This window comes from Pseudomonas qingdaonensis, assembly GCF_018398475.1.
Taxonomy (GTDB): Bacteria; Pseudomonadota; Gammaproteobacteria; order Pseudomonadales; family Pseudomonadaceae; genus Aquipseudomonas; species Aquipseudomonas palmensis.
Genome location: NZ_CP074676.1, coordinates 286,746 through 298,858 on the forward strand (window position 1 = coordinate 286,746; position 12,113 = coordinate 298,858).

General features: G+C 59.9%; 14 protein-coding genes and 1 pseudogene. 7 read left to right on the forward strand and 8 right to left on the reverse strand.

The window, feature by feature from the left end; all coding sequences use genetic code 11:
• Positions 1-6 precede the first annotated feature (6 nt).
• The gene (locus KH389_RS01320) at positions 7-1,170 is read right to left on the reverse strand and encodes a lysozyme inhibitor LprI family protein (protein WP_213606721.1); all 1,164 of its coding nucleotides are present in this window, start codon (positions 1,168-1,170) and stop codon (positions 7-9) included.
• Positions 1,171-1,318: 148 nt separating this feature from the next.
• Between KH389_RS01320 and KH389_RS01325 the strand changes: the two genes are divergently transcribed.
• Positions 1,319-1,726, forward strand: a complete 408-nt coding sequence (locus tag KH389_RS01325; RefSeq protein WP_213606723.1) for a hypothetical protein — start codon at positions 1,319-1,321, stop codon at positions 1,724-1,726.
• Positions 1,727-1,783: 57 nt separating this feature from the next.
• Here the strand turns inward: KH389_RS01325 and KH389_RS01330 are convergent, their stop codons facing one another.
• The 3 genes from KH389_RS01330 to KH389_RS01340 form a co-directional block, all read right to left on the reverse strand.
• The gene (locus tag KH389_RS01330) at positions 1,784-3,163 is read right to left on the reverse strand and encodes an NAD(P)-binding domain-containing protein (protein WP_213606725.1); all 1,380 of its coding nucleotides are present in this window, start codon (positions 3,161-3,163) and stop codon (positions 1,784-1,786) included.
• Between the two features lie 379 nt (positions 3,164-3,542).
• On the reverse strand, positions 3,543-4,361 hold the full coding sequence (locus KH389_RS01335) for an AraC family transcriptional regulator (protein WP_054915940.1): 819 nt from the start codon (positions 4,359-4,361) through the stop codon (positions 3,543-3,545).
• A gap of 46 nt (positions 4,362-4,407) precedes the next feature.
• Positions 4,408-5,025: a LysE family translocator gene (locus KH389_RS01340; protein ID WP_043859804.1), complete on the reverse strand. Its 618-nt coding sequence runs from the start codon at positions 5,023-5,025 to the stop codon at positions 4,408-4,410.
• A gap of 494 nt (positions 5,026-5,519) precedes the next feature.
• Here KH389_RS01340 and KH389_RS01345 point away from each other — a divergent pair, with 494 nt between their 5' ends.
• Positions 5,520-5,813, forward strand: a complete 294-nt coding sequence (locus KH389_RS01345; RefSeq protein WP_213606727.1) for a DUF3077 domain-containing protein — start codon at positions 5,520-5,522, stop codon at positions 5,811-5,813.
• 74 nt (positions 5,814-5,887) lie between these two features.
• Positions 5,888-6,235: a hypothetical protein gene (locus KH389_RS01350; RefSeq protein WP_213606729.1), complete on the forward strand. Its 348-nt coding sequence runs from the start codon at positions 5,888-5,890 to the stop codon at positions 6,233-6,235.
• Between the two features lie 143 nt (positions 6,236-6,378).
• On the opposite strand, the gene KH389_RS01355 is transcribed toward KH389_RS01350, so the two are convergent.
• Complete coding sequence (locus KH389_RS01355; RefSeq protein WP_213606731.1) at positions 6,379-6,876, reverse strand: SMI1/KNR4 family protein; 498 nt, start codon at positions 6,874-6,876, stop codon at positions 6,379-6,381.
• Positions 6,877-7,057: 181 nt separating this feature from the next.
• Here KH389_RS01355 and KH389_RS01360 point away from each other — a divergent pair, with 181 nt between their 5' ends.
• Positions 7,058-7,885: a DUF2314 domain-containing protein gene (locus KH389_RS01360; protein WP_213606732.1), complete on the forward strand. Its 828-nt coding sequence runs from the start codon at positions 7,058-7,060 to the stop codon at positions 7,883-7,885.
• Between the two features lie 313 nt (positions 7,886-8,198).
• Here the strand turns inward: KH389_RS01360 and KH389_RS01365 are convergent, their stop codons facing one another.
• Positions 8,199-8,486, reverse strand: coding sequence for a HigA family addiction module antitoxin (locus KH389_RS01365; protein WP_043859808.1), 288 nt, complete (start codon positions 8,484-8,486; stop codon positions 8,199-8,201).
• 12 nt (positions 8,487-8,498) lie between these two features.
• Positions 8,499-8,777: a type II toxin-antitoxin system RelE/ParE family toxin gene (locus KH389_RS01370; protein WP_043859809.1), complete on the reverse strand. Its 279-nt coding sequence runs from the start codon at positions 8,775-8,777 to the stop codon at positions 8,499-8,501.
• 910 nt (positions 8,778-9,687) lie between these two features.
• On the opposite strand from KH389_RS01370, the gene KH389_RS01375 reads away from it, so the two are divergent.
• A complete protein-coding gene (locus KH389_RS01375; RefSeq protein ID WP_213606733.1) occupies positions 9,688-10,653 on the forward strand; it encodes a hypothetical protein in 966 nt (321 codons plus the stop codon).
• Positions 10,654-10,700: 47 nt separating this feature from the next.
• On the opposite strand, the pseudogene KH389_RS01380 reads toward KH389_RS01375, so the two are convergent.
• Positions 10,701-11,304, reverse strand: a pseudogene (locus KH389_RS01380) (hypothetical protein); the annotation flags it as partial.
• Between the two features lie 104 nt (positions 11,305-11,408).
• On the opposite strand from KH389_RS01380, the gene KH389_RS01385 reads away from it, so the two are divergent.
• Together KH389_RS01385 and KH389_RS01390 are read left to right on the forward strand one after the other, a co-directional pair.
• Positions 11,409-11,591 (forward strand): type II toxin-antitoxin system HicA family toxin, encoded by a 183-nt coding sequence (locus KH389_RS01385; protein WP_213606734.1) that lies wholly within the window; start codon positions 11,409-11,411, stop codon positions 11,589-11,591.
• 29 nt (positions 11,592-11,620) lie between these two features.
• Positions 11,621-12,046, forward strand: coding sequence for a type II toxin-antitoxin system HicB family antitoxin (locus tag KH389_RS01390; RefSeq protein WP_213606736.1), 426 nt, complete (start codon positions 11,621-11,623; stop codon positions 12,044-12,046).
• Positions 12,047-12,113: the final 67 nt, after the last annotated feature.

A 12,113-nucleotide genomic window follows, 5' to 3' on the forward strand; every position in this document is an offset into this window, starting at 1 on the left:
GTGTCCTTACAGGTCGGGCGACAGGGCGAACATCAACTGGTCGTGTTCGACGTACACGATCGCTTCACGGCCGTCGAGCTCCACCGCAAGCGGTTGCCCGGCCGTGTGTTCGGGCACGATCTTGGACAGCACCTTGCCGCTCAGGTCGACCCGCCAGATGCAGGCCATGGCGCCGCTGTTCTCGAAGTACAGAACCTGGCGGCGCTCGCTCCAGGCCAGGTTGGACAGGCTCCAACCGCCGCTCTCGGGGTCGAGCACGGTTTCGCTGGCGGGGCGCGGCAGGGCGTGTTCGTAGTTCAGGCGCAGGTCGCTGTTCTCGTCGTTCATGTTGCCCAGCACCCTTGCCTTGGCAAAGCGCAGCGTGCGCGACTGGGCGTGGAACACCGTGGTGGTGGCCTGCGGCGACTGGCGGCTGCCCAGGGTGTAGACCATGGCCTGCTGCAGCTCGCCCTCGGTGCGCTGGCGGTAGTAGAACGCGCCGTCCTGGATGCCGGCATAGCGTTCACCCTGGTCCATCAGTTCGCTGATGCGCCAGCCGGCAAAGCGCACGTCGCGGTCGATCACATGCAGGCCGGGGCGGTTGTCGGCGTATTCGAGCAGCACGCCCGAAGACGGCTGCACCGACCAGTTGTCCTGGTTGTAGCCGGGGCCGTCGGACGAATTTGCCACGTAGAGCAGTGCGTACAGCACGCCGTCCTTGATGCCCACATCGATCAGCTGGGCCAGCGAATCGGGGTACATGTCCGGGATAGCCGCCAGCGCAAAGCGCGGCCACGGCTCGTCCTGCAGGGTACGGTAGGCGCTGCCCTGGGGCAGCGGCACCGCGTCGCGCAGGCCGGGCACGGGCGGTGGCGGCAGCGCGGTCAGGTTGCGGATCTGCAGGTCGTAGGCGCGCTCAAGGCAGGTGGCGGTCTGGCAGCGTTCGCGCACCTCGTTTACCCAACGGGTTTCCAGTTCGCGATAGATGCGCCGGGTCATCAGTGGCTTGTACAGCGCGTTGAGCTGGTCGTCCTTGGCCGACAGCGTTGGCGTGTCGCACACCGACTTTTCAATGAGGGTGCGTGCCTTGCTGCAATCGAAGCCGGCGGCGACGGCGGCCGGAGTGTGCAGGGCAAGGGCGAGCAGGGTGCTGGAAGCCAGCAGGGTGAACAGGCGGGCGGCGGGGGTCATCGGACGTCCATGTGGGCCGGGGCAGGGGGCGGATGATACGTGAGCGCCACGGGCGACGGAAAGGCACCTGCGTGTCGATGTCGACGCTTCTGCACAAATCCGGTCACGCAAGTAGACTGCCGTGTTTCAGGCCTTGCAGGAGCTTGCCATGACAGTCCGATTCCGCTGGTGGAGGTACACCGCTTTGCCCGCGCTGTTGCTGCTGCAAGGCTGCATGCCGCGCTCGGTGATCGTGCACGACGGGCTCGACACCACGGTCGTCGATCAGCACACCCGGCAGCCACTGGCCGGGGTGAGCATTATTGATGCAGGGGTGGTGGTGGCCCGCAGCGACGCGCAGGGGAGGGTACAACTGGCGCCCAGGCGCACCCTCAAGCTGGAGCCGCTGATGGGCGAGGCGAACGTGATGCTCAACCTGCTGGCCTGCAAGGACGGCTATGCGCCGCAGCCGGTGGCCGAACGCCGTGGCTGGAATGCCGACTACGGGCCCAGCCAGGTGCATCGCGAGGTCATCGGCCTGCAGCGGGGGCAAACCGGTTACCAGTGCCCGCAGTAGAGGCCGCGCCGGCAAGGGCCGGTCTTGTGGGGGCACCGGTTTCGGGCGTCGGCGAGGCTACCCGCGCAGCGCTTTCACTTCGCCCTTCTTGCCGTCCGTTTCGCGCAGGTACTCCGCCAGCGAATCGTCCATCGCCTTCAGCCACCGCGTATGGTGCGGCACCGCTGCCGTGCCGGTGATCACCGAACGGTACGACTTGTCGCGATAGCCCATGATGTCGCTCTTCTTGTCGCTCTTCCACTTGAGGAAGATGCGGTTCACGGCATCGATATCGAAGCTGGGGTAGTCGGTCTGCGCGATCAGGTGCTTGATGTAGCGGCCCTGGAATTCGTACATCGAGGCGGTGGTGTCCAGGGCCTCTTCATCGGCGCGCCAGCGGGCACTGTCGGCCTGCATGTCGGCCTTGGCCGGCAACTTGATGCGCCCCAGCATGTAGTCGCGGGCGAACCAGGCCTGGGCGTCGAACAGGTTGAAGCTGTACCACAGGTCCTGCATGCCCAGGTAGATCAGCTGCGGGTTCTGCTCCCACACCACGCCCTGGTACAGGCCGGTTGGCCACAGGCGGTTGTTGGTCTTGAGGGTCAGTTCGTCGGGCAGGAACGGGAAGTGATGCTGGTAGCCGGTGCACAGGATGATCGCATCCACGCGCTTGTTCGAGCCGTCGGCGAAGAACGCCAGGTTGCCCTCGACACGTACCAGCTGCGGGCGCTCCTCCCAGCCCTTGGGCCATTTGTAGCCCATCGGCTGGGTGCGGTAGGCCGTGGTGATCGAGCGCGCGCCGTACTTGTAGCACTGCGAGCCGATGTCTTCGGCCGAGTAGCTGCTGCCGACGATGAGCAGGTCCTGGCCCTTGAACTCCATCGCCTCGCGAAAGTCGTGGGCGTGCAGGATGCGCCCGGCGAAGCGCTCGAACCCTTCGAATTCCGGCACGTGCGGCGTGGAGAAGTGCCCGCTGGCGACCACCACGTAATCGAACACCTGCTCGATGCCCTGCCCGGCGCTGTAGTCGTAGGCGCTGACGGTGAACTCGCGGGTGGCTTCATCGAAGCTGACGTTCTTGACCGCGGTGTTGAAGCGGATGTAGTCGCGCACCCCGGCCTTTTTCACGCGGCCCTGGATGTAGTCCCACAGCACTTCGCGCGGCGGGTACGAGGAGATCGGCCGGCCGAAGTGTTCGTCGAAGCTGTAGTCGGCGAATTCAAGGCATTCCTTGGGGCCGTTGGACCACAGGTAGCGGTACATGCTGCCGTGCACCGGTTCGCCGTGCTGGTCGAGGCCGGTGCGCCAGGTGTAGTTCCACATGCCGCCCCAGTCGGCCTGCTTTTCGAAGCAGACGATTTCGGGCATGGGGGCGCCCTGGGCATGGGCGGATTGGAAGGCACGCAGTTGCGCAAGGCCGGACGGGCCGGCACCGATGATGGCTACACGAAGAGTCATAGAGATTCCTGAACAGTTGAACGCTGAAAAAAATGCAAAGGCTCCCCAACCCCGAGCGGCAAAAGCCGAGGGTGGTGGAATTCAGGCGCTACGGTGCAGGTGGAGGGACGGGGCGCTTGCGCATCTGGGCCAGCAGGATGTTGCCTGGCGGAATCGACAGTGCGTGGAACAGGGTCGAGAGCGGGGAAGGGGTGACGGTGTTCGGCCCGTAGCCATCAGCGCAGGGCGCAAAATGGGGGCCTGAAGGGCGAAAGATGCGTGTGATCTCGTTCATGGGGGGCTGGAATGGCCTCTTTTCGTTATGGTTTCCTTTTTATCTATAACGGATGGGGGTGGGGATATCAAGGTCGGCGACCCCACCACCCGCCAGCGCGCAAACTCAATCAAGGCGCCCGAGCAGGGGTTTGCACCAGCGCGAGGGCGTGATGCCGTAGGCGTTCTTGAAGTGCCTGGACATATGGCTCTGGTCGAAGAAACCGGCCTCTACGGCTGCGTCCGCCAGGCACTGACCGGCGAACACCGAGGCCTTGAAGCGGTCGAGGCGGCGCAGGGTCAGGTAGCGGTGGGGGCTGGTGCCGAAGTAGGCGCGAAAGTCCTTGGACAGGCTCCAGCGGTCGCGGTTGGCGCAGGCGGCCAGGTCATCCAGGGTGATGGGCTGCTCCAGGCTGTCATCCATGTACTCGCGGGCACGCCGGGCGGCGGCGTAGTCGTGGGCCTGCCTTGATGCCGGGCGCCCGCACACGGCCTGCAGCGCGCTTACCAGGCCCAGCAGCGCGTCGTCCTCTTCGAGCGGGTCTAGCCTGTCGTCCATGCTCGCGAGCATCGCGTGGGTGGCGGCCGCCAGGCGCGGGTCGCGGGAGATGCCGCCCTTGAGAAACGGCAACGGCTGGCCCCCGAGCACCTCCTGCACCAGCGCCGGGGTGAGGTAGAGCATGCGATAGCGAAACCCCGACGCCGAGCCCGCATGCCCGTCGTGCACCTCGTCCGGGTGCAGCACCAGGATCTCCCCCGGCAGGCTGTGCCGGCTGGCGCCGCGGTAGCTGAAGCTCTGCACCCCGGCCAGGGTGCGGCCGATGGCATAGGTATCGTGGCGGTGCGGGTCGAAACCGTGGGCGCTGAAGAAGGCCTCCAGGCGTTCGACCCTGGGGGACGGTGGGGCGTGTTTCACCCAGTCTTGCGGTGACGGTAGATCGAGCATTCTGCTCACCTTTCGAGCGATAGAGTCAGGCCGGCGACAACACAGGTTACAGCGTGCCGGCGTTTGCCTGAATGTGAATGTAGAAATCATGGAACATGAAGGCGGCGCACACGGCCAGGGCGATGCCCATCAGGCGGTTGAACAGGTTGAAGTACACCTCTTTGCTGATGCGCTTGCCCAGCACGGCGCCCAGCAAGGCGTAGAGGCCCGGCGCGCCGGCAGCGCCCAGGGCGATCAGCGCCGACACGGCGGCGATGCTGGCGCCGCTGAGGTGCGCGGCGGGGAACATCACGCTGGTGATCGGCAGCACCACCATCATGCCCTTGGGGTTGAGGGCCTGGATCAGAAAGCCGTTCCAGAAGGTCAGCGCCTTGGCGGGGGCATCGGACGATTGGGTGAGCTGGACCCTGGCGGTGTAGACCTTGAAGGCCAGGTAGCTGGTGTAGAGCCCGCCGGCCAGGGCGAGGTAGGGCAGCGCGGCCTTGGAGATGATGGCTTCGCCGGTGTAGCCGAACAGGATGAACAGCACGAACATTGCGCCGCCCACGCCGACGAAGAAGCCTGCGGTGCGGCGGAACTGGCCTGTAAGGCCGGCGTTCAGGCCCATCACGTTCACCGGGCCGGGACTGTACATCACGCTGAAGGCGTAGAGAAAGATTTCCATTGTGTCCCCTGCGAGTGTGGGTAGGTGGTGTGCAGGTGACGTTAAACGGCTGGCCTGCGGCTGGCTTGTACGTTTGTGGGTGGTGGGTGAACCCACCACCCTGCAGGAGCCGGCCTTGCCGGCGAAGAGGCCGCCCACTGCGGCGCAGGGCTGCGTTTACACACGCTTGGCCAGACACGTCTGAAGGACTGTAATATGCGGACAGATTTTGCGTGGGCGGTGCGCCTTGCTGGGGTTCAGGCAGGCCGTTAGGCTCCTGCGGTCGCTGAGCATCAGCGATCGGGTTTGGTCGCCCGAAACCAGTACGCAATTCTATGCAGTCAATCGACGTGACGGCGTTAGTTCGCCAGTTATCTCGAGTTATGACGGCTGTACGTGGGAGGCATTCGTGCCTGCCGGTTTTGCCTGCTGATCCGGTCGACCAACCTGCGTACAGCTGTCACCTATTTGTTTGGTCGCAGTGGGTGATGGCTCCTTCCAGCAGGAGTTTCATCGTGAAAAAACTTGTTCCCGATCCCCCGACTTCTCCCCGTTGCAACACTGGTGTCTTCTGTACCGGGCATGCCCCGTTCTTCCTGGTACGCGCAGACATACCCGAAGAAGACGCCCTGATGCATGCCTCGCTGTTGCTCAGAGGCATCTTCGACACCCTCCAGAAAGCCTGTTTGCACCCCGAGGACTCCACCAGCAAAGTTCTGCTGTGGGTCTCGTTGCATTCGACGGAATTAGCCAAGGTGCTGGTGGATGCGGTGCTCGACGGCATGGGCAATCGCAAGGTCACTGCGTAGAGGAAGCGACAGGGGCCGACCTGTTCAGCCCCTGTTGTGACACACTTTCCGATCATGCACGGAGCACGATGCCGATGACCCAATTTGAAACCCAATCCACCTCACCCGACGGCCGCTATCGCATCGAGGCTGCGCCGTGGGAAGCCGGCAACTCGCACTGGGTGTATCCACCACGGATTATCGATGCCGTGTCGGGTGCCTGCCTGTTCGAGTTCCAGGACCAGCGCTGGTCCCTGGACCGCGCGGCATGGTTGAGTGATACGCAGGTCGAGCTGATGTTGCGCAAGTATCCAGGGCAACTCACAGGGCAAGGCTTACGGGTGAGGGTTGATTGCGCGGGCCGTGTCGCGAGGTGCGGTGAGGGTGCAGGTGTTGAGCTGGCTGACCTTGAGCGTTCACTCGAGCGCCATGCTTGTAGGTAACTGAAAAACCATCGGCTACCCGCGATTCGAAGTGCAGGGCCCGGTCAAGCCATGGCCGGATGTTGGGTCTTTCTGGATGACGACCGGGATTTCATTGTTCGGGCGAATACCCGGCGTGGGTGCGCCTGGGTATTCGTTTCATGTCAGGGCTGTACGCGACTGTCGAACGGTTCGAAGTCGCGCTCGGTGAACGCTTCTGTCAGCACATTCGAACTGCACAGCCATTCGATCGCTTCCACCAGCCCGTTACCCGCAACGAGGGCGGCTTCACTGTGACGCGGCAGCACATAGATGCGCTCCGGGTCGCTGGGGTGAATGATGAGTTCGTCGCCGTCGTAGGTGTCGCCAATGATGATGCACTGCAAGGCCTTTTCCTTGGGCATCAGCTCCTTGTCGTCGTCCCAGAACCAGTACTGGTTGATGCGCTCAACCCACTGGGCCTGGCTGTTTCCGCCGTGCAGCAGCTGATGGGGTGGGTAGATGCGCACGTACACGCCGCCAAGAATGCCTTCGCCGAACTGCGTGACGTACTCGCGGTAGCCGGTGGGGAAGCGGGTACCCAACACAGCTTGTGCCTGGTCCACTTCGGCGTCTGTGGACAGCACCAGCGGGCTGCCGGTAACAGTGATGTTTTCAAACATTGGGCCTGTCCTTTTGCGTGGTATCCAAGGGTGCAGGTTTTTAGCGTAACGGGGGCTTGGGGGCAAGGCTGTCACGTTCGCTGGATCAGGTTATCCTGCTCCCGTTTTTCAAGTGGCGGCACAGGCCGCAAGTGCTCTGGCTTGAGCATTTCAGTGAACCAGGCGATGGAACGATTTACCTATGACCGAACAGATCATCTACGGTGTTGAAGGCGAAAGCGACGAGTTCAAGGCCGCCGTGGCCAGTGCTCAGGCGACGTTCAAGTATTTCTGGCGAGAGCTGTCGTGGGAGGCACGCAGGATCGTGAAGGGCCTGGACATGGCGGCTGTAAAAATGTCCTTCCCCATCGAGAGCGACGACCCCGAGGTACCCAGCGTCGAGAACATGTGGGTGAGCGAGATCGAGTTCGATGGGCAGTCCATCACCGGCGTGCTGATGAATGAGCCAAGCTGGGCCACCTCGTTCAAGGCCTGGGAGCCTGTGACGCTGCCGTTGGCCTTGCTGAACGACTGGATGTATGTGCGCCAGGGCCATGTGTACGGCGGCTTCACCGTCGATGCGATACGCGCGGCCATGCACGAAGACGAGCGCCTGGAGCACGATGAGGCCTGGGGTATGGATTTCGGTGAGCCGGGTTTGGTCGAAGTCGTCCCGGCCGCAGAAGGTCAGCAGCCTTGGCTGCTCTCCCGTACGTTGAACCGTGCTCAAGACCATCAGACGCTGGCGGTGCTGGAATGCACCGAGCACCCGATGGCCTTAAACATGCGCGACAAGATCGAGGAGGGCGTGAGCGCACAGCCGCAGGTGGCCCGAGACCCGGATGACGAGGGATGGCTGATGCTGCACCGCGAGGTGCTGGCGGGCAATTACACGGTGGTGGATGCGCTGTTGCGTCATGGCGCTGACCCGTTGCTGCCAAACGGCAACGGCCAGACTTCGCTGGCGTTGGCAGGTATGGCGGGTTGGCCGCGGATTCTGGCGTTGCTTGAAGGGCAGAGCGCCCACTAGCGTGGGGTGCCATTCGCCAGCAAGGCTGGCTCCTACCGACGGCGTGGTCCTTTGTAGGAGCCGGCCTTGCCGGCGAAGAGGCCCGCCAACTCGCGTACAGCTGCCACCCCATGAGCGATACGTAGGTCGAGCTGATGTTGGGCAAGTATCCAGGGCATCTGACAGGGGAAGGGTTACGGGTGAGGGTTGATTGCGCGAGGCGTGTCGCGAGGTGCGGCGAGGGGGCAGGTGTTGAGTTGGCTGACCTTGAGCGTGCGCTCGAGCGCCATGCTTGTGGATAACTGAAAAACCATCGTCGTCGGCTTTTTCAGTATCACGCGATAGACGCAAAGCGCTCGATCACAGGTTGTTCGCGATGCTCGGCCTGCCACAGATCCCAGTCAGCCTGAATGGCCAGCCAGGTTCGAGCCTTGCCGATGCCGGCTCGTTCAAGCCGAACGGCGAGGTCCGGGCTGACAGGTGCATGGCCGTGAAGGATTCGAGACAGTGTTTCTCTGGCGTAACCGAGGCGGCGTGCAAACTCGGCCACCTTTATATCCAGGGCGGGCAACACATCTTCGCGCAAGGTTTCGCCTGGGTGCGGGGGGTTGAACATGGCCATTTGGGGAACTCCTCAGTGGTAGTCGAGGTAATCAACCAGTTCAACGTCTGTGCCGTCGAATCGGAAAATTACCCTCCAGTTTCCGCTGATGGTCACTGACCAATACAAGGTCAAGTCGCCTTTGAGCGGGTGGAGCCTCCAACCGGGCATGTCGATGTCGCCCGCACAGGTTGCGCGATCCAGAAATGGAAGCAGGCGCGCAAGCCGCTTGGCATGGTCGGCCCGGATCCCTCGAGTCGAGCCGGTTTCGTAAAACGCCTTGAGGCCTTTGTGTTGAAAGCTCTTTATCATCGATAAAGTGTGATGCATTACATCACACTCTACAATCGCCCTGCAATATCAAGGCACAAAGAGAAATTCACTTCAATTTGGGTTCCGGTTCAGGACGACTACCCAGTAGCCGTGCACGAGGGAGACGGCGGCCCACAGGTGAGGTGCGCCGACGTGCCTGAAATGGCCTGTGCCGGTGATACGGTTGAGCAAGCTCTTTTCGACGCGGTAGTAGATCAGCGTATTGCCATACCGCTGCCATCGCCGGTGGTACCTGCCCAACCGGTGGTTCGCCTGCCAGCTTTGACGGAGGCCAAAGCTACACTGCGTATCGAATTGTCGGTGGTTACAGCTTCGTAGGAAGGGGCCGCTGCACACTAAGTACGATTAACACGAAAGAACCCGCCAAAAGGCGGGTTTTTCGTGGTTCCAGAAACACTGAAAATTGTCTCTGCAACCTTGTGATGGTGCGGCATCAGGAGTCGAACCCGGGGCCTACTGATTACAAGTCCAAAAAATCGACCAGTGTCCATTGGGAAAACCCGCAATCCTCAATGTTTTCTGACATATGTAGGCTTATTGGTCGCGGATAAGTCATGCCGCCGTGGACACTTTGTGGACACTCTCCAGCGATTTCTCTTGCACAGCATTGCAAAACCTTGCACTGGGTGAAACACGCCATTTTGGCTCAAGAGCCCCGGCTGGCCTGGGCGGGGCACCTGATTGCACCCCCACCCGGCTTTGCACAATTTTCCAACGCAAAGCCCGTCGGCGGGAGGGGGATAAGTGATTTTTCAGGAGAATTTTTCTTGGCCACCAGGATTTTACTCAGCATTAGTGGCAGTCTAAAATCAGAGAAAATTATAATTGAGTAGCGACAATGGGAACGATAAGTGTTGGGGTTGCGAGGGACGTTATAGTAAGACGCTATATGTCTTTCGAAGTGTTTGAAATGTTACTGAATTCTCAGTCGCTATATTTTTCTCGATTTGACAAATTTGATGACCATTTAGAAGGCGGGATTAATTCTAAAAATTTTCCATCCATCAGTAATGAACTGAGAATCCTTGATGGAGCAATGAACTCATGCTGGCCTGGGACTTCCCCTCGCGGTGAGCAAGAGTTGGTAAAAATGCAAGAAACGCAACATGAGATAGCAAGCGAGACTTTTCAATCTATATTTGGGGTGCAGAAGAAAGTAAACGGCAATGCCTACCTGCGAAATATCAGTTCTTGGCTGTATGCAAACTGCTGGACCGACCTTCCTTATGAATGCCAGGCAATGTGGCAACTTTATGGAAGCTCAGGTGGCAATTGTCGTCATGAGACTGGATGTGAGGAATGCAAGAGGACGGTAGGGAATTCGGTATGCATCGAAACAAATATTGGAGCGATTCTAGACAACTTAGAATTTAAGGAAGGATTTAACCTATCGATTCAAAAGGTAGAGTACCTCGATCATCGCCTTACCAAGTTCTCCGATAACGATCTGATTTCTAGGCCTTTCTTTTCCAAAGCCCTTCATTTTAGCTATGAGAACGAAGTCAGATTTATGCTTTGGCCGGATAGGCAAGATATTGAGTTTTCCTACAAGTACAATAAGAGCACTCGAAATGAGGAGGGCAGTCAAGTTCTACATATAAAAGATGTTGAGGCGCTCATAGGGAAAATTATTTTGTCGCCTCTTCCAATAAAAGTGACAAAAAAAATAATCGATCCCTACAAAGACCCTTGCAGCTCTAAGCTGGGGCTGCAAGATTCGCTGGCGAATTTGGCGTTAAGAGAAAAAGTTAAAAGTTTGTGCGTAAGAAATAACGTCGATATCGAAATAGTTGAATCTGATTTGAATCAGGTTTCTACAAGTGATTGCTACACATATGCAGGTGCAATGAAATAACTTTCATTGCTGTGCAGTACTAAACGTTCCAGCTTCGCATTGAACGCTTAATCAGTCACAGACTTCATTAGTGCTGCAAGACGCAATACAGCGACTGAGTTCCCACTGAATGCCGCAGCGTTACTAGGCGGCGGAGTGGGGCCATGTGTGTGCCCGGCTAGCTGGGTATTCATCTGTTCCACCACATCCAGCAGGTCACACAACACCTGCAGCACGTTCACACTCTCTGAACCCAATCAGGTCTTGGGCGCCTGCAGGCGCTGGCTGGCCCCGGCCACGCTCTTGCGCAGGCTCTGGATCTGCTCCTGCAGGTCGCCACCCACAGTGGCATTGAGCTTCTGCCCCACCACCAGGTTGAGGTCGCGACCAGTGGTCTGGTGCAGATCATCCACGGCCGCCAGGCTCGCGGATCCGCCTGAGAGCAGCTTGAGCGCGCCCAGGGCCTCGATCTTCTTGATTCCACCCACTGACTCGGTCGAATGGTCGTCGACGGTCCTAGTGCGGCTCTGGAAGGTCTCGATGTTGTCCTGGGCCTCTACCTCTCGCTCGATAGCCTTGTCCTGGATCTTGCTGTCAGCTTGGCGGAGCCCGTTGCCGCCGTTCGCACCGCCATATCTGGTCACCCTTAAGCAGGTTGGACAGGCCAGCGCCTGAGCTACCATCGCCATTTTTCGGCCGTGCGAAGAAGCAACATTTTTGTTGCTTACGCAACATAACTGTTGCAGTGTGGCGGTGTCGAGATGGTGGGACTGCACATGAAGTACAGCGAGTTTCGACGATGGTTGCGAGCACATGGCGTTACGTTCGTGCCTGCGAAGGGAAGCCATTTCAAGGTTTACCTCGGCAACCGACAAACCATATTCCCAGACCATGGCGCTAAGGAAATCAGCGAAGGTTTGAGAAGAAAAATCATCAAAGACCTGGGCCTCGGTGATTGAAGTCGAGCCCTATGGGAGGCCCAAAGGCCATGTATGACTATCCAGTAACCGTGCACGAGGAAGAAGGCGGCCCATGGGTGAGCTGCGCCGACGTCCCTGAAATGTCCAGCGCCGGTGATACGGTTGAGGAAGCACTTTTCGACGCGGTAGATGCCCTGGAGTCGGCGCTTTCCTTTTACGTGGATCAGCGCATTGCCATACCGCTGCCGTCTCCACCTGCACTTGGCCAGCCTGTGGTGCGGCTACCTGCTTTGACTGCGGCCAAGGCTGCACTGTGGAATACCATGATCAAGCAGAAGGTGACCAAGACCGAGTTAGCGCGCCGGCTGGGGGTGAATCGGCCCCAAGTAGATCGGTTGGTAGATTTGCTGCACCGCTCCAAGATCGAACAGGTCGAGCATGCACTGCAAGTGCTTGGCCAGCGTATCGAGCTGTCGGTGGTTGCAGCTTCGTAGGAAGGGCCGCTGCACACTCAGTACGCCAAAAACGAAAAAACCCGCCAAAAGGCGGGTTTTTCGGGGG